The sequence below is a fragment of the Pseudomonas sp. Sample_16 genome, assembly GCF_004307665.1.
Lineage (GTDB): Bacteria > Pseudomonadota > Gammaproteobacteria > Pseudomonadales > Pseudomonadaceae > Aquipseudomonas.
Map to the genome: position 1 here is coordinate 1 of NZ_RCOB01000191.1, position 17,002 is coordinate 17,002.

At 60.1% G+C, this 17,002-nt stretch carries 16 protein-coding genes; 7 read left to right on the plus strand and 9 right to left on the minus strand.

Translation table 11 applies throughout. From position 1 onward, the window contains the following. Positions 1–267: 267 nt before the first annotated feature. The 4 genes from lapD to D8U69_RS25315 all read right to left on the minus strand — a co-directional run bounded on the left by lapD (position 268) and on the right by D8U69_RS25315 (position 4,890). Positions 268–2,208 carry a cyclic di-GMP receptor LapD gene (lapD, locus tag D8U69_RS25295; RefSeq protein WP_130908414.1) on the minus strand — a complete coding sequence of 647 codons (1,941 nt, stop codon included), beginning with the start codon at positions 2,206–2,208 and terminating at the stop codon, positions 268–270. 22 nt (positions 2,209–2,230) lie between these two features. Next, positions 2,231–2,938: a cysteine protease LapG gene (gene lapG / locus D8U69_RS25300; RefSeq protein WP_130908415.1), complete on the minus strand. Its 708-nt coding sequence runs from the start codon at positions 2,936–2,938 to the stop codon at positions 2,231–2,233. A 958-nt stretch (positions 2,939–3,896) separates the two neighbouring features. Next, entirely contained in the window at positions 3,897–4,292 is a 396-nt protein-coding gene (locus D8U69_RS25310; protein ID WP_056853072.1) for a YbaN family protein, read from the minus strand. Between the two features lie 10 nt (positions 4,293–4,302). Beyond that, positions 4,303–4,890, minus strand: coding sequence for a YecA family protein (locus D8U69_RS25315; protein ID WP_056853071.1), 588 nt, complete (start codon positions 4,888–4,890; stop codon positions 4,303–4,305). A gap of 267 nt (positions 4,891–5,157) precedes the next feature. Here D8U69_RS25315 and recQ point away from each other — a divergent pair, with 267 nt between their 5' ends. From recQ to D8U69_RS25335, 4 genes are all read left to right on the plus strand, one after another. After that, a complete protein-coding gene (gene recQ / locus D8U69_RS25320; protein ID WP_056853070.1) occupies positions 5,158–7,284 on the plus strand; it encodes a DNA helicase RecQ in 2,127 nt (708 codons plus the stop codon). A 118-nt stretch (positions 7,285–7,402) separates the two neighbouring features. Beyond that, positions 7,403–7,837 carry a MarR family transcriptional regulator gene (locus tag D8U69_RS25325; protein ID WP_056853069.1) on the plus strand — a complete coding sequence of 145 codons (435 nt, stop codon included), beginning with the start codon at positions 7,403–7,405 and terminating at the stop codon, positions 7,835–7,837. 127 nt (positions 7,838–7,964) lie between these two features. After that, complete coding sequence (locus tag D8U69_RS25330; RefSeq protein WP_056853068.1) at positions 7,965–9,638, plus strand: FimV/HubP family polar landmark protein; 1,674 nt, start codon at positions 7,965–7,967, stop codon at positions 9,636–9,638. Positions 9,639–9,702: 64 nt separating this feature from the next. Continuing rightward, positions 9,703–9,990 (plus strand): SelT/SelW/SelH family protein, encoded by a 288-nt coding sequence (locus tag D8U69_RS25335; protein ID WP_056853067.1) that lies wholly within the window; start codon positions 9,703–9,705, stop codon positions 9,988–9,990. On the opposite strand, the gene D8U69_RS25340 is transcribed toward D8U69_RS25335, so the two are convergent. Both D8U69_RS25340 and D8U69_RS25345 read right to left on the minus strand, forming a co-directional pair. Continuing rightward, positions 9,984–10,877: a DMT family transporter gene (locus D8U69_RS25340; RefSeq protein ID WP_130908416.1), complete on the minus strand. Its 894-nt coding sequence runs from the start codon at positions 10,875–10,877 to the stop codon at positions 9,984–9,986. The genes D8U69_RS25335 and D8U69_RS25340 overlap by 7 nt on opposite strands. A gap of 75 nt (positions 10,878–10,952) precedes the next feature. Beyond that, positions 10,953–11,711, minus strand: coding sequence for a helix-turn-helix domain-containing protein (locus D8U69_RS25345; protein ID WP_130908417.1), 759 nt, complete (start codon positions 11,709–11,711; stop codon positions 10,953–10,955). A 135-nt stretch (positions 11,712–11,846) separates the two neighbouring features. Between D8U69_RS25345 and D8U69_RS25350 the strand changes: the two genes are divergently transcribed. Then, the gene (locus tag D8U69_RS25350; RefSeq protein ID WP_110752666.1) at positions 11,847–12,662 is read left to right on the plus strand and encodes a UDP-2,3-diacylglucosamine diphosphatase; all 816 of its coding nucleotides are present in this window, start codon (positions 11,847–11,849) and stop codon (positions 12,660–12,662) included. A gap of 120 nt (positions 12,663–12,782) precedes the next feature. On the opposite strand, the gene D8U69_RS25355 is transcribed toward D8U69_RS25350, so the two are convergent. Then, positions 12,783–13,373, minus strand: a complete 591-nt coding sequence (locus D8U69_RS25355) for an HD domain-containing protein (RefSeq protein ID WP_056853063.1) — start codon at positions 13,371–13,373, stop codon at positions 12,783–12,785. An 18-nt stretch (positions 13,374–13,391) separates the two neighbouring features. Continuing rightward, complete coding sequence (locus D8U69_RS25360) at positions 13,392–13,703, minus strand: DUF962 domain-containing protein (protein WP_075948932.1); 312 nt, start codon at positions 13,701–13,703, stop codon at positions 13,392–13,394. 163 nt (positions 13,704–13,866) lie between these two features. Between D8U69_RS25360 and D8U69_RS25365 the strand changes: the two genes are divergently transcribed. Then, positions 13,867–14,928 carry an AraC family transcriptional regulator gene (locus D8U69_RS25365; protein WP_082557536.1) on the plus strand — a complete coding sequence of 354 codons (1,062 nt, stop codon included), beginning with the start codon at positions 13,867–13,869 and terminating at the stop codon, positions 14,926–14,928. On the opposite strand, the gene D8U69_RS25370 is transcribed toward D8U69_RS25365, so the two are convergent. Further along, complete coding sequence (locus D8U69_RS25370; RefSeq protein ID WP_056853060.1) at positions 14,885–16,339, minus strand: TrkH family potassium uptake protein; 1,455 nt, start codon at positions 16,337–16,339, stop codon at positions 14,885–14,887. The genes D8U69_RS25365 and D8U69_RS25370 overlap by 44 nt on opposite strands. 121 nt (positions 16,340–16,460) lie before the next feature. Between D8U69_RS25370 and D8U69_RS25375 the strand changes: the two genes are divergently transcribed. Next, positions 16,461–17,002 (plus strand): NAD(P)H nitroreductase (locus D8U69_RS25375; RefSeq protein WP_130908418.1); only part of this gene is annotated, 542 nt, incomplete at its 3' end.

The following is a 17,002-nucleotide window of genomic DNA, read 5'->3' on the forward strand; positions in this document are numbered from 1 at the left end:
GGGTGATAGCGGGGGCGGATACGGCGACGATCATCAACGGGATGCTCAATGATCATTCGTTGAAGGTGGATACGGTGTGACCTGAAATGTGGGAGTAAGTCTGCTCGCGATTGCGGTTGATCAGTCGACATCATGGTTGAATGAACCATCGCATTCGCGGGCGAGCCCCCAGGGTTATCCAGTATTCACGACACGTGTGCACGACGCGAATCCTTGTGGGAGCGTGGCTTGCCCGCGATGAACGATTGCTCGGTCTACGGGTAACACTCACATCGGTTCCGGCGGCCCGATCAGCCTGCCCATCACCCCGAACACCCCCAACTCCCTGATCGCATCCAGCTCTCCCTGGGTCTCGACCATCTCCGCAATCAATGGCAGGTCAATGCTGTTGGTCGCCCGGTAGATCGCTTCGATAAACAGCCGTTTATCGCGCTGCTCATCAATGTGTCGGATATAGGCGCCGTCGATTTTCAGGTAGGCCAGGCCCAGTTGGGTCAAGTTGCCAATCTGGCTGAAGCTGCCACCGAAATGTTGCAGGCCAATGCGGTAGCCCGTATCGAGCAGGCTATGACTCAGTCGTTGAAGTTCATCGGGAGGCGGCAGTTGGCGTTCGTCGATTTCCAGGGTCAGCAGCGGAGCCAGTTCCGGGAGGGATTCGAGCATGTCGAAGATCAGATCCAGTTGAGTCTGATCGCGCAAAGTGGCGCCGGACAAACTCAACGCGAGCGGCCAGCGATTGATGGCAAGGTAGTCGAAGGTCGCTTCGAGCATCGCCAGGTCGAACCTTGCCGACCAGCCGAAACGCTCGATCCATGGCAAAAACTGCCCGGCAGCGATCGCCTGGCCGTGCGGGTCGAGCAGGCGGGCGAGGACTTTGTGATGCAGCACCTCACTGGTGTCCGCGCATTGCACCACCGGTTGAAAGTACAGCTGCAATTTACCCTGGTTCAGGGCGTCATCGATCCAGCTGCGCCAGTCGGGAGGGGATTGTTTCAGGGTGATTTCGCTGCGATTGGCAAGCGCCCAGGGTCGCTCGGGATGTTGGCGTGCCTCAGTCAGCGCCTGATCGAGACGTAACAGCACATCGGTGGCGGCTTCGCCGGGGCGGTAAGCTACGATGCCCAAATGGGCGACAGGCATGCAATCGCTGGCACCGGTCAGGCGCAGGTTTTCCAGGGTGGCACTGATCTCGGCGGCCAGGCGCGTGGCATCCTCGGTTCCCAGGCCCGGCGACAGCAGGCTGAACTCGCCGCCGCGATTGCGTGCAGCCAGCCAGGTGCGTCGCTGCGGCAGGCGGGTCAGGCGTTTGAGCAGTTCTCCGACCGCGCCGATCAAGGCATCGGTGCGCTGACCACCCAGGCGTTGGTTGAGGCCATTGAGATCGTTGAGCCGCAACATCAACAAATGCCCCTCACAGCTTTGTTCGCAGACTAACAAATGGTCAGCCAATTGCTCGTCCAGCAAACGCCGATTGGCCAGCCCGGTCTGGCTGTCCTGATAAGACTCGCGGCGCAGCTTTTCACTGCGCGCGGCCTCTTCGCCGAATAACGCCTTGAGCTTCTCGACCATCTGGTTCATCGCCAGCACCACGCGTTTGAGTTCCGGCGTGCGTGGCAGCTTCGGCAGGCTCAAGAACTCGCGTTTACTGATGGCTTCGGCCTGCCGGACCATGTTGTCGAGGGGACGAAGTTGCCGGCGCAACAGCCAGCCACCGAGTACGGCACTGAGCAGTCCGCACACCAGCAACCAGATCAGGCTGCCCAGGGCGCTGTCCCAGAGTTTGGCCAGGGCGAACTGCGGGTTGCTCAGCACTTCGACCCGCGCCACTTGCTGCCAGCCACGCATGATCAGCGCATCGCCCCCTTCATGCTGCAGATTGACAAGACTGACGAACCAGCCAGGCACACCCTTGACCTGCGCCTCAGCGCTGCGCTCTATCAACACTTGCTGGTTATCGATGCTGACGATGCGGATGCTGCTGAAATAGCCACTGTCGAAAATCGAACTGACCATCAACTCCATCATCGCCGGGTCATCGACTTGAGCGGTCAGTGACAACCCCAAGGCTGTGGCGGCATCCTGGGCGTGGGCGCGCAATTGGCCGAGGGTCTGTTCGCGGGAGCTTTCCAGGCCGACAAAAAAACTGCCGCTGAACGCCACCAGCAAGAACAGGCAGATAGCGAGGAACAGTTGATTGCGCAGTTTCATGAAACGCTCCTTGCTGTGGCGGCTAGCCTTCGCCCACGGTGAACCCTTCGGTTTGCATCTTTTGCAGAACGTCTTGCCAGCGCGACAGTTTTTTCGAATCGCTGCTGCGTTGGCCGCCGTTTTTGCCCGGCAGATAAAGGCCCTCGGCATTGAATGCATATACCGGAAGCAGGTCTTTGCGTTGCGAGGCGGGGCGTATGTCGCCGATCAAGTTGTCCAGCACAAGTGGGTCCGCGGCGGGGTTGCTGTAGAACGTCAGCACCATGTGTGCCTGGTTCTGGGTCAAAGCCTTGACGTAAGTGATGCGCAGTTTTTCGCTGGGAATACCGAGCTGGCGCAGGCTGAAATACTTCGCCAGCGCGTAGTCTTCGCAATCGGCGGCGCCCTTGATCAGGGCTTCGACGGGAGTGGCCCAGTAATCGGTCTGCCGCCAGATGCGTGTGTCGTCCTGAAAATTCAGTTGTTGATTAAAAAAGCGATTGACCGCGTTCAACTGCTCGCGCTCTGGTGCGTCGCGTTCGCCCTGCAGCATTTGACTCCAGGCCTCGATTCGCCCACGGGCCGGGCCGAGGGCGCCGTAGCGTTTTTCGGCATTCTGCAGGACCTGTGCAAAATCCCAGTCAGCCTGGACGCTGCTCAGCCCGGCCAGCAGCAAAGCACCCAGCAACAGCCATCCGCCGAACCGAAGTCGGGGCGTTGGCCATCCTGGACTACGCGGACCGCGGGGCATGTCGGGCTGCTCGGATGCAGATTGATGAAGTCTAGGTGGTGTTTATTGAAAGGTGGGGTTGGTCGTCGGGGGATGGTTTCGTTGTGATTGCGTACATATCCGTTGCTGCGGTAACGGCGGCTGGCGGTTTCGCCCTTACGGCGACTCACTTTTTTACAAGCGCCAAAAAAAGTAAGCAAAAAACGCTCGCCCCTTACGTACGGCCCCTCGCTGGGGCTCGGGGTACCTTCGCTCCGGCATTCATCCGGGGGCATCGCCTCCGGTCTGCTTCGCGACGACCTCCTCTCGATGTGTGCGGCTGCGCCGCACGGCGCTGCGCGCCCACCCCCGGATAAACGCCTCCACTCAGCCTGCCGAGGGGGCGGGTGGATCAAGAGCGGCAGGCGAGCTAACGCTCGGCCTGTTGAGTGGTGAGGAGCAACGGCGGTTGTGTACCGTTCTGTTTTTCACTTCTGTGGGAGCTGGCTTGCCAGCGATGACCGCCTGACGGCAAACCAATCTTTACCAGATGCCCCCAATCCATCTGTAGGAGCGAGCCTGCTCGCGAAAAACGCCCAGACACCGCGATCCTCCAGACAGGACACATTATCGTTGACGACCATCGCCAGCAGGCTGGCTCCTATAGGGAGAGCACACCCCCCGACCGCTCAGGCCGGCCGGTAGGCCGCCTCGCGATGCTGTGGCGAAAGTCGCCCCCTCGAGAGGCCGAGCGGAGGTTCTGCGCAGTGGGCAACCCGGCATGGATGCCGGGTTAGCCGCCCCCGGCCATGGATGGCCGATGGCGGCGGGCCCACGGAGCAGGACCGGAGCGAGGGTATGCCGAGCCACAGCGAGGCACCGAACGAAAGGGGCAAGAGCGCTTTGGTTACTTTCGCGCTTCTCGAAAGTGACCCGCCGTAAGGGCGGAACCATAAGCGGCCGTTACCGCAGCAATGGATATGTACACCACCCCAAAAACTCAAAACTTGCGCAAAGTCTTCTGCCGAACAATATAAATCGTCACCAGCACCGCACTGGTCAGCATGAACCCCCGCGCCCAAGGCATCGGCACCAGATAGCAGGAAAACAGAATGCTCACCCACATCAACCCAATGGCGTAGACCTTACCCTTGAGCGGAATGCCATTACCTTCGAGGTAGTCACGAATCCACGGTCCAAGCCGCGGATGATCGACCAGCCATTGATAGAAGCGCGGCGAGCTGCGGGCGAAACAGGCAGCCGCCAGCAGCAGGAAAGGGGTGGTGGGCAACACCGGCAGGAAAATCCCGATCACCCCCAACGCTACGCTCAGCCAGCCGATAGCCAGCAGCACGTAGCGCAACATCAGGGAGCGGTTGCCTATGGGGTTGTCCATAGGCAGAACCTTAGTGGTGACGTGGCTTGAGGATCGCCGGTTTTTCGTCTGGTGCGTTGCACAGCAGGTACAGCGCAGTCAGGGCCTCCGGGATTTGCACGATCATGTCGTCCATCAGGTTGGCATCGGCGGCAATGTCGGAGAACTCCGGTTGCTCGTCGAACAGGCCCGAACCGACCATGATCGGCAGCAGCATTTCGCTGACTTCGTCTTCGGCGGTTTCAAACCAGGCTTCTTCGCGAAGGAACACGCCTTCCATGAAACCGATGCACCAGCCGCGCAGTTCGGAATCGTCAGGGTCTTCGCCCAGGTCCAGGTCGCACGGCAACTCGAATTCTTCGTCGGAGGCCAATTGGCGAGCGATGTGGGCCTTGAGGCCGATCAGGGTGGCTTCGATCTCCTCGCGTTGAGCTTCGCTGCTGTAATGCGGCTCTTCGGCAAAAAGTGCATCGATCCATTCACGATCGGGAACGACTTCGGAACAGATCGACAGCGCGGTGAGGTAGCCGTGGGCGGCCACGTAGTCCAGCGCCTCGTCATGCAGTTCATCGGCGTCGAGGAAGACTTGCAGGCGGGTTAGTTGCTCAGCGAAGGACATTAAAGGACTACCTTGGGGAATGTTCGATGCGGGAATTCTAGGCCTTCTTGCGCGCTTGAGCCAGCCGCGCAGCATATTTGCACCACCTTCCCCAGCGGTGCCCTTTGCCGGACGGTGCTCGGGTATACTCGCGCGTTTTGTGATGCCCTGCTGGCTTCACGGCTGAAATGTGAAGCGTCATGCAACGCGCACTTACGATTTGTCTGTGCAGCGTCGCGGGTTCTGAACCAGCCTTGCAGGGATGTTTCGGTGATTTTTGGAGTTTCTATGCTCGATCAGGCTCAACGCGTCCTCAAGGACATCTTCGGTTACGACAGTTTCCGTGGCCGTCAGGGTGCAATCATTGAGCGCGTAGCCAGTGGCGGTGATGCCCTGGTGCTGATGCCTACCGGTGGCGGTAAATCCTTGTGCTTTCAGGTTCCGGCGCTGCTGCGCGAAGGCCTGGCGGTGGTGGTGTCGCCGCTGATTGCGTTGATGGACGATCAAGTGGCGACCCTCGAAGAGCTCGGTGTGGCCGCCGCAGCGCTCAACTCCACCCTCAGCGCCGAACAACAGCGCGACCTGGCGGCACGGATCAAGCGCGGTGAAGTGAAAATGCTTTACCTCGCCCCGGAGCGGCTGGTTCAACCGCGCATGCTGAACTTCCTGCAGGGGCTGAACATCGCCCTGTTCGCCATTGACGAAGCGCATTGCGTGTCGCAATGGGGGCATGATTTCCGTCCGGAATACCTGCAACTGGGGCAGTTGGCGGAAATGTTCCCCGACGTGCCGCGCATCGCCCTGACTGCCACCGCCGACAAGCGCACCCGGGAAGAAATCGTCACCCGCCTGCACTTGCAAAATGCCGAACGCTTTCTGTCGAGTTTCGACCGCCCGAACATTTTTTATCGCATCGTGCCCAAGGAACAGCCGCGCAAGCAGTTGCTGGCGTTCCTCGCCGAGCGACGCAGCGATGCAGGCATCGTTTACTGCCTGTCACGGAAAAAAGTCGAAGAAGTGGCCGCGTTCCTCAGCGAACAGGGTTTTCCTGCGCTGCCTTACCACGCCGGCCTGCCCAACGATCTGCGCGCCTATCACCAGAAACGCTTCCTCAACGAGGAAGGCCTGATCATGGTCGCCACCGTGGCGTTCGGCATGGGCATCGACAAGCCCAACGTGCGGTTCGTCGCGCACCTGGACTTGCCGAAATCCCTTGAAGCCTACTATCAGGAAACCGGCCGCGGCGGCCGTGACGGCTTGCCGGCCGATGCCTGGATGGCCTACGGCTTGCAAGACGTAGTGATGCTCAAGCAGATGCTGCAGAACTCCGAAGGCGACGAACGCCACAAGCGACTGGAGCAGCACAAGCTCGATGCCATGCTGTCGCTGTGCGAAGAAACCCGCTGCCGCCGCCAGACCTTGCTGGCCTACTTCGATGAAGACATGCCCGAGCCATGCGGCCATTGCGACAACTGCGTCGACGGCGTGCAGACCTGGGATGCCACCGAGCCGGCGCGTCAGGCGCTCTCGGCGATCTACCGCACCGGCCAGCGGTATGGCGTCGGGCATCTGGTGGATGTCCTGCTCGGCAAGGACAACGAAAAGGTCCGCAGCTTCGGCCACCAGCACCTGTCGGTGTTCGGTGTCGGCAAGGCGCGGGCCGAAGGCGAGTGGCGCTCGCTGTTCCGTCAGTTGGTGGCTCGAGGTCTGGCCGATGTCGACCACGAAGGCTACGGCGGACTGCGCCTGAGCGACACCTGCCGGCCGTTGCTCAAAGGTGAAGTGACCCTGGAACTGCGCCGCGACCTGAAGGCGCAGACCACCGTCAAAAGCAGCAAGAGCCAGGCGAGCCAATTGGTGCGCGGCGAAGAGCGCGAGCAGTGGGAAGCCTTGCGTGCCCTGCGGCGTAAACTCGCCGAGGAACATGGCGTGCCGCCGTACGTTATCTTCCCCGACTCGACCTTGCTGGAAATGCTGCGCAGCCAGCCAACCTCGCTGGCGCAGATGGCCACGGTCAGCGGCGTCGGTGCGCGCAAGCTGGAACGTTACGGCGAGGCCTTCCTCGAAGTGCTCGGCGGCCAGGCCGAGGCGCCGAAGGTGGTGGCCGATGTACGCCATGAGCTGATCACGTTGGCCCGCGCGGGCATGACCCCCGTGCAGATCGCGGGGCAACTGCAGTGTTCGGAAAAGAACGTCTACACCATGCTCGCCGAGGCGATTGGCAAACAGCAGTTGTCGCTGGAACAGGCGCTGGATCTTCCCGAAGACTTGATGGGCGAAGTTCAGGACGCTTTCCTCGACGGTGAAGGTGAGTTGCCACCCGTGTCGCAGATTTCTGAATTGTTCGCAGGCCGAGTACCCGAAGGAGTGTTGTATTGCGTTCGTGCCGCGTTGCAGTCGGAATTTGAGATTTGAGACATTGGTTTACTGATGTAACGATTCAGTACAGAACAAGCCTTGCCTCCAGCCAAGGCTCATGCTTAGCTGACTAATAATTAGTTTTTCTCTATTTCAGTCTAATCATGAGTGTTTTATGTCGTTAACCGATCAACACCGCTTTGGCATGCAACTGGCCCAGATGTCTCGCGGCTGGCGTGCCGAACTGGACCGCCGTCTGGCCGGTCTGGGCTTGTCTCAGGCGCGCTGGCTGGTGCTTTTGCACCTGGCTCGCTTCGAACAGGCTCCGACCCAGCGTGAACTGGCACAGAGTGTGGGCGTAGAAGGACCTACCCTGGCACGCTTGCTCGATAGCCTGGAGAGCCAAGGGCTGGTTCAGCGTCAATCGGTGCTGGAAGACCGTCGGGCGAAAAAAATCGTCCTTTGCGCCCCGGCGCGTCCTCTGATCGATCAAATCGAAACCATTGCCACTCAACTGCGTCATGAGCTGTTCGAAGGCGTCGATGAGGCGGATTTAGGGGTTTGCATGCGGGTTCACGGGCACATCCTGGCCAACCTTGAAAAGTCTTGAGGCATAACCATTCGCCAGGTTTTTGAGATAGCGCGTTGAGCCGACTATAAGAACTACTGTGCAATATCGTGTTCGTACCGGATGTGCGAACGCGTGCAGATTGGTTTTAGTCAGTTAAGGGATGCTCATGCTTGAGAGTCGGCGAGTCGTTGTACGGTATTGCGCCAGGTGGTTGCTGGGCGGTGCTGCTGTCACTTGGTCGGCATTGGCGCCGGCGCTGGGCCTGGGCGATATCACCTTGCATTCGGCACTGAATCAGCCGTTACGCGCCGATATCGCCTTGGTTGATGCTGCGGGGCTGGAAGAGGACGATCTGTCCGTCAGCCTGGCAACGGCCGACGAGTACAGCCGCGCTGGCGTCGATCGGGTGTTCTTCCTCAACGATTTGAAGTTCACGCCGATCCTGCGCGGCAAGCGCAATGTAATCCGGGTGACCTCCAGCAAACCGGTCAATGAACCCTTCCTGAATTTTCTTGTGCAGCTCAATCAGCCCAATGGTCGTTTGCTGCGCGAGTACACCGTGCTGATCGATCCTCCGGGCGCGCCGGGAATCGTCCCGGTCGATGATGAACCGCAGACCGATCGCGGCTCTTCCGCGTTTCCGAGTGTCCAGCCCGCTACCCCGGCCGTACCCGCACGCCAGGAGCCGAAGCCCAAACCGGCCACCGTCCCGGTCACCGACCCACTTGCCGAGCAACTGGCCGCCAGCGTACTGCAAGTCCAGCAGTTGCAAGCCACCATCGAAGAACTCAATGCAAAGCTGCAAGCACAGGTGGAGCAGATTGCCGGCGAGAAGAAACAGGTAATCGAGCTTCAGACCCGATTGGCGGAGGCTCAAAGCGTAACTGCGGAGCCAGTGACGCCCGCTGTGGTAGCGCCAGCGCCGATCGTCGCTGAACAACCGACAACCAATTGGCTGTTGATTGGCGGTTTGCTCACGCTGGCAGGGTTACTATTGTTGGGTTGGTTTGTGCGACGAAGACAGCAGTCGATGTCTGCCCAACCCGCTACTTCACCACCGCAGCAGGCGGTACCGGGTCGGCTCGAAGAACCGCTGATCACGACATCTGCGGTTGCACCGGTCTCAGCAAATAGTGATGAACTGCCTGTCAGCGATGTATTCGAAGAGGTTGCGGTTTATCTGGCCTATGGTCGATTTACCGAGGCTGTCGGCTTGTTGCGAGAGGCCATGGACAAGGAGCCGGAGCGTACAGATCTTGCCGTGCAATTGCTGGAAGTGCTCGGCAAACAGGGCGATGCGTCTGCCTACGATGCGCTGGACGCCAAACTGCGAAACGCCGGGTTCGACGAACAGAAACTCATGGATATCCGTGCTCGCCATCCGAAATTGAACCCCATTGCAGCGGTTCCGGTAATGACGGCTGTTGTTACGCCCTTGGCGACGGCGCCCGGTGATGAGTCTCAGTTGAAAGCGGATGACCTGGTGATAGATACAAATTGGGACTTGCTCGAGCTCGTGGACACGGATACGCCGGACGCGCTTTCGGCAAGCGAACTGGATTTGCCGGAACCCGAAATCGAATGGGAAATCGAATCCGCCTCCCGGTCCCTTGACGACAGCTTTCTCGACGAGTTCCGCGAGCCAAGCCCTTCGCTGGAGCTTGAGCCGATCAACCTCGAACCGGTCGAACCCAGCAATGCCGGAAAACTGGAGCAGGCCCAGACCTGTATCGATGACGGCGATCTGGACAGTGCCATCGCATTGCTCAACGAATTACTCAGAGACGCCGAGGAGCCGCTGAAACGGACGGCCCGCACTCTATTGGCCGGTATTCGTTGATCTTTCAGCAAGCAGTGAAGGTGCTTATGATGACGACGCCCTCTGGTTGAGAGATCTGCCTGTCATGACCGTTAGCAAACCCGAAATCATCATCACCTACTGCACTCAATGCCAGTGGTTGTTGCGAGCCGCCTGGCTGGCACAGGAACTGCTCAGTACTTTTGGCGATGACCTGGGCAAAGTGTCCCTGGTGCCTGGAACGGGCGGGGTGTTTCATGTCTTTTGCGACGATGTACAGATCTGGGAGCGCAAGACTGACGGTGGTTTCCCCGAGGCCAAGGTTCTCAAGCAGCGGGTCCGCGACCGGATTGATCCGGGCCGCGACCTGGGGCATAACGACCGCACTCAGTGAGACGCGGCTTCTGCCGCGACGGCTTTGCTGCTTGAACCGCCGGAGAGCCTGCTGGACACCACGATGGCGACAATGATCAGCGCACCGCCGAGCAGCATGCGCAGGGTCGGGTTTTCATTGAACAACAGCCAGGCCATGGTGATGCCGTAAACCGGCTCCAGGGCAAAGACCACCGCAGCGGTCCGCGCCTTGATCACCGCCAGGCTGGCGACAAACAGGCTGTGGGCGACACCGGTGCAGAACACCCCGAGCAGGCCGATCCACAACCAATCGATGGCGCGCACTTCGCTTAAATGCGGTGCTGCCACTGGCAGCAGGCACAAGCCGACCACCACGTTCTGACACAACGCTGCCTGCACCGGCGGGATGCGTGCCGAGCTGGCGCGATTGGTCAGCGACAAGAGGGAGAACAGTAATCCGGAAAGCACCGACCACAACAGGCCCGTGGTGGCACCGCTGGCCAGATCGAATTCAGGCGTGACCAGCACCAGCCCGACGCTGACCAACGCCACCAGCACAATTTCATTGGCGCGGATCCGCTCGCGGAAAATCAGCCCTTCGAGGATCACGGTGAAGGCCGGGAAACTGGCAAAGCCCAGGGTCGCGATGGCCACGCCAGCGACTTTCACCGAAATGAAGAAACTCACCCAGTGCCCGGTCAGTAACAGGCCGCTGAGCAACAGTCGGCGCAAGTCCATGGCCTCGAGTCGTTGCCAACGGGTATTGCTGGCAAATCGGGCGAAGAATGCCAGCGCCAATACCGCGAACGTAGCGCGGCCGAAGACGATGACGGCCGGTGACGCGGCGGCGAGTTTGCCGAACACGCCGGTCAGGCCGAACATCAGAGCGCCAATGTGCAGGGCGCCAAGGGCGGTACGGGGAGTCATGACAATCCTTGGTAAACGTAGGGACCGGGTCATTTAACCGCGTCCGCTGCTGCGGTGTCTGTCGCCAGACTCGCGTTATTTGTCGCCAGCCTCGCGCCGCAGCTTGCCTGGCGAGGAGCCGAACTCGCGCAACACCGCAGCGGCAAAGGCACTTTGGGAGCTGTAGCCGACGCGACTGGCAATCTCACCGATGGGCAGGTCCGAGCTGCGCAGCAACGCGACGGCCTTGTGCAGGCGTCGGCTGCGAATGTAGTCCATCGGTGTCTGACCGCATTCGGCGACGAACCGCGCATGCAAGCGGGCGCTGGACAGGCCGGCCACGCGCGCCAGGTCGGCGACTTGCAGCGGGTAGGCGGCGTACTGGTCAATGTGGGCATTCAGCGCAGCGTACGGCAGGCGTCGACCGCCGACAGTGTCCGGCCTGGCGTTGTTGAGACTGGCCAACAGCAACACCGCGCCTTGTTGCGCGATCAGCGGATCATTCACCTGACTGTTGGCCAACCAACTGACCAATTGGCTTTGCCCGGCATCCAGCGACAAACGGCCGGCGTTGTCGAGCAAGCGACGACTGGCGTCGGCATGCTCGCCCAGGGACTGGCCAATCCACTGATCGTCGGGCACGTCCAGTACCAGGCAACGGCTGCCATTGGGACTACCGCAGGCGTGATGAAACCCGGACGGGATGACCACGAAGCTTTGCTGGACCACCTGGCTACCGCGCCCGTCGACTTCGAAATCCAGTGCGCCCGACAACCCGAACACCAGTTGCGCGTGTTCGTGGCTGTGGACGATCAGGTCTTCGGTGTATTGGCGCAGGGTGAGGATCGGTCTCATCGCGGGTCTCCCGGTTCTGGGCGTCAGTCTACACCGGCGTGGCTCTGGCGCGCTGTCACAAGACTGACTTGCGGTTGTCATGGACCATTAACCCGAACGGCGCAAGCTTGCCAAAACTTGTCCTGAGGGTTGCCCATGACCAGCGCCGAGCTCGCCAAACCCAGCCGTAAGCAACGTGTGCGGACCTTGTGGATTTCCGACGTGCATCTGGGCACGCGCGATTGCCAGGCCGAGCACTTGTCGCAGTTTCTCAAGGGCTATCACGCGGACAGGATTTACCTGGTGGGCGACATCATCGACGGCTGGAAACTGCGTGGCGGCATGTATTGGCCCCAGGCGCACACCAACGTGATTCGGCGCCTGCTGACCATGAGCAAGCGCGGTACCGAGGTGATCTACGTCACCGGCAACCACGATGAATTCCTGCGTCGCTACTCGAAACTGATCCTGGGGAACATTCAATTAGTGGACGAAGCGGTGCATGTGACGGCGGATGGCCGGCATCTGCTGGTGATCCACGGCGACCAGTTCGACGTGATTACCCGCTACCACCGCTGGCTGGCCTTTCTTGGTGACTCGGCCTACGAATTCACCCTGACCCTCAACCGCTGGCTCAACCACTGGCGCGCGCGTTATGGCTACGGCTATTGGTCGCTGTCGGCGTATCTCAAGCACAAAGTGAAAACCGCCGTCAGCTTCATCAGCGACTTCGAGGAAGCCATCGCCCATGAATGCGTCAAGCGTGAGCTGCATGGCGTGGTGTGCGGGCACATTCACCATGCCGAGATCCGCAAGGTCGGCGAGGTGGATTACCTCAATTGCGGCGATTGGGTGGAATCGTGCACGGCGTTGATCGAGCATTGGGACGGCACGATCGAGTTGTATCGCCTGGCCGATGCCCAGGCGCGGGAGGCGCAGTTGAAGGCTGCGAAGGTGGCGGAGCTGGCATGAGGTTGCCATCGCCAGCAAGCTCGCAGTGATTGATGTTGAATACAGAGTTTGTGGTCGATACAGAACCCTGTGGGAGCGGGCTTGCCCGCGATGGGCCGCAAAGCGGCCCCGCTGGATCGATCAGGCTGGCGAATGCTCTTGCATCGCCGCCTTGTAGATCGAGTTCTTCGGCTGCGCAAACAGCCGCTCCATCATCGGCTCGAAAAAGCTCAACGGCAAAGTGTCGTAAGCCGGATCGAACGCCGCCGCATCGTACTTGGCACAAAACTCGATGGTCGCCTGATATTGCGGATGCTCTTTGTATTGCTCACGCAAATGCCGGTCCATGCCCAGGTGATGGAAGAAGTAATAGCCCTGGAAAATCCCGTGCTTCTCCACCATCCACAGATTCTCGGCGCTGACAAATGGCTTGAGGATCGCCGCCGCTATATCCGGGTGGTTGTAGGAACCCAGGGTGTCACCGATGTCGTGGAGCAGGGCGCAGACCACATATTCTTCATCGCGGCCATCACGCCAGGCGCGGGTAGCGGTTTGCAGGGAGTGGGTCAGGCGATCTACCGGAAAACCGCCAAAATCACCTTCGAGCAACTTCAGGTGCGCCGCGATTCGGGACGGCAATTGGCGGGCGTAGGCGCTGAAGTCCGCGGCGATGATCGCCCAGTCTTCCTGCGTACCGTCTTTCATGTGGGTGAAGCGAGCGTTGACGTTCATTGGCAATCCTCGGGTGACCTAGAACGGTACGCGTCCCAGAATCATGTCGCGATACATGACGAAATCACCGAGCAGGCTGTAGAAGGGGTGCTGAAAGGTTGCAGGACGATTCTTCTCGAAGAAGAAATGCCCAACCCATGCAAAGGTGTATCCCGCCAGCGGCAAGGCCCACAACAACATCCAGGCGCCTCGGCCGATGGTCAGCGCCAGAATGAAAATGACCAGTGTCGTACCGATAAAGTGCAATCGTCGACAGGTACTGTTGCTGTGCTCGCTGAGGTAATACGGATAGAACTCAGCAAAGCTGTTGAAACGCTTGATGTTTTCCACGACTGCAATCTCTGTGGTTATTGTTCTGGCTGCAAGTTGTTCTGCGGGTAGCTTATTTGAGTCTAGAGTGATCATTGGCATCAGCCAGTGACAATGGGCGCCACTTTAGTATCCTTCGAAAACTTGCCGCGGTAGACGGCTCACAAAACAGTAAGTAAACGCCATGAGCGAACGAACGACTTCTGCAAGCTGGGCGATGGGGATTGTCAAAGCACTGGAAATGGACGGCCTGGATTGCCGGGTATTGTTCAAACAGCTGGGGCTCGACTATGCGGCTCTGGATGATCCGGATGCACGCTTCCCGCAAGACTCCATGACACGACTCTGGCAACGCGCGGTTGAGCTGTCCGGCAACCCGGCGATTGGCCTGAACATGGGCAAGGTGGTGCGACCGGCGCAGTTCCATGTGACCGGTTACGCCTTGATGTCCAGCCAGACCCTGGCCGATGGTTTCCGGCGACTGGTGCGTTACCAGCGGATCATCGCCGAAAGCGCTGACTTGAGTTTCCGGCTGCTGGAGGAGGGATATGCGCTGATTTTGACAGTGCACGGCGATCATCTGCCGCCGACCCGCCAGAGTGCCGAAGCCTCGCTGGCGTGTGCCCTGGCACTGTGCGGCTGGCTGACCGGGCGCACGTTGCAACCGCGCAAGGTGTTGCTGCAGGGCGATCTCCCCGTCGATGTTGAACCCTACAAACAAGTCTTCCATGCACCATTGGTGTTCAACGCACAATACGATGCGCTGATTTTCGAACGTGCAGACATGGAAGCGCCCCTACCGACGGCCAACGAAGCCATGGCGCTGCTGCATGACCGGTTTGCCGGTGAATACCTGGCGCGGTTTTCCGAGAGTCGTGTCACTCACAAGGCACGGCAGGTGCTGTGCCGTTTGCTGCCCCAGGGTGAGCCCAAGCGTGATGCCGTGGCACAGACGCTGCATCTGTCGCAACGCACCTTGCAGCGACGCTTGCAGGAAGAGGGCACGAGTTTCCAGACGTTGCTCGACGACACCCGGCGCGAACTGGCGGAGCAATACCTGGCGCAACCCACCATGACCTTGCTGGAGATCGCTTACTTGCTGGGGTTCGCCGACCCGAGCAACTTCTTCCGCGCTTTCCGCCGCTGGTTCGACACCACGCCCGGCGAGTACCGGACGCGGCTGCTGAACGCGCCACCCGTGGTCAATGGCGCCAGAACGCCGGAATACACAACACAAACACCGTAATGATCTCCAGCCGGCCAAGGAGCATGCCGAACGAGAGAATCCACTTGGCGGCGTCCGGCAGGGTGGCGAAGTTGCCCGCCGGGCCAATGGTCTCGCCCAGTCCCGGACCAACGCCGGACACCGTGGCGGCCGCGCCGGTGAGGGCGGTCATCCAGTCGACGCCGAGCAGCGACAACAGCAGCGCGATCACGCAGATGGTAATGGCGAAGAAGAACGAAAAGGTCAGGATCGAACGCACGATCTCTTCGTCGAGCCGGTGACCGTTGTACTTCTGCTTGATCACCGCACGCGGGTGGATCAGCTGATTAAGGTTGGCCTTGAGCAGGATGTAGGCCACCTGGAAGCGGAAGATCTTGATCCCACCCGCGGTCGAGCCGGAGCAGCCGCCGACGAACCCCAGATAGAAGAACAGCATCAGCGAGAAATTGCCCCACAGGCTGTAATCCCCTAATGCGAAACCGGTGGTGGTCACCACCGATGTGACGTTCAGCGCCACATGCCGTAATGCCTCCAGCCAATGCAACTGGGTGGTCCACCAGTACCAGGTGCCGAGCACCAGCCAGGTCACCAGCAACATGCCGAGCAAGCCTCGAACCTGCTCATCCTTGATCAGTGCTTTGCGGTTACCGCGCAAGGTCGCTACATACAGGGTGAACGGCAGGGCACCAAGAATCATGATGACGATCGCCACCCAATGCACTGCTGGCTCCGGCCACTTGGCCAAAGACTGGTCGGAGGTCGAGAAACCACCGGTGGAAATCGCTGACATCGCGTGGTTGATCGCATCGAACGGGCTCATCCCGGCCCACCAGAACGCCAGGCTGCCGAGTATGGTGATGCCGACATAAGCGGCAACGATCAGCCGTGCCACCATGTGCGAACGGGGCATGACTTTTTCGGAACGGTCCGACGACTCGGTCTGGAACAGCCGCATGCCACCGATACGCAGCAACGGCAGAATCGCGACCGCCATGCCGATGAACCCGATGCCGCCGATCCAGTGCAGCAATGAACGCCACATCAGGATGCCGGGGGACATGTTGTCCAGACCCGTGAGCACCGTTGCGCCGGTGGCGGTGATGCCGGACATGCTTTCAAAGAACGAATCGGTGTAGCTGATGTGCTGGGTCAGTAAAAACGGCAGCGCGGCGAAGATACATACCACCAGCCAGCTGCTGACGGTCAGCAGGTACATGTCCCGTGGCCGCAGATGTACATGTTCCGGGCGGCCGGGGATGACCAGGGCGAGCCCCCCGACGAAGGTGATCATGCTGGCCCAGAGAAACGACGGCAGGTCGCCTGTGCGCTCGAAGATCACCAGCGTGGCCATGGGCACGACCATGGCGATGGCCAGGGTGATCAGGAAGATGCCGATGATGAAACCAATGAGACGTAAGGTCGGCAACGCCATGAAGTCCGCTCGGGCTGAAATAGGGAAGGGCGCCATTCTACCTGCGGGGCAGGGCATGTAAACCGCACCGCCAGAGTAGTTACCGCTAGAATAGCCGCACAATTTTTTCTGGAGGTGGCCGATGCAGGCTCTCGACGCTTTGCTCAACCGTGTTTCCGTTCCACGATTGCTAGATCCGGCACCGACTGCCGAGCAGCGCGAAGTGCTGTTCGCCGCGGCCATGCGCGCCCCGGATCACGGCCACTTGCAGCCTTGGCGGTTTCTGACGGTAGAAGGCGCGGCGCGCGAGCAAATGGGCGAGTTGCTGGCTGAAGCCGCCAGGCTGCAGGACGGCGAAGTGACGCAAGCCGCCATCGACAAGGCTCGTAACGGTCCGTTGCGTGCACCTTTGGTGGTTGTGGTGATCGCTCGCGTGCAGGATCACGTCAAGTATCCGAAGTCCGAGCAATTGCTGGCGGCGGGGTGCGCCGCCCACGGGATCTTGCTGGCGGCCTATGCGCAAGGCATCGGCGCGGTGTGGCGTACCGGTGATCTGGCCTACTCGCCTCATGTGGCCAAAGGTTTGGGGTTGACGGAAGGCGAAGAGGTGATCGCCTTCCTGTACCTGGGCACGCCGCAGAAAGAACCGCGGGTGGCGGAGAAGGTCGATCTGGCCGAATTCGT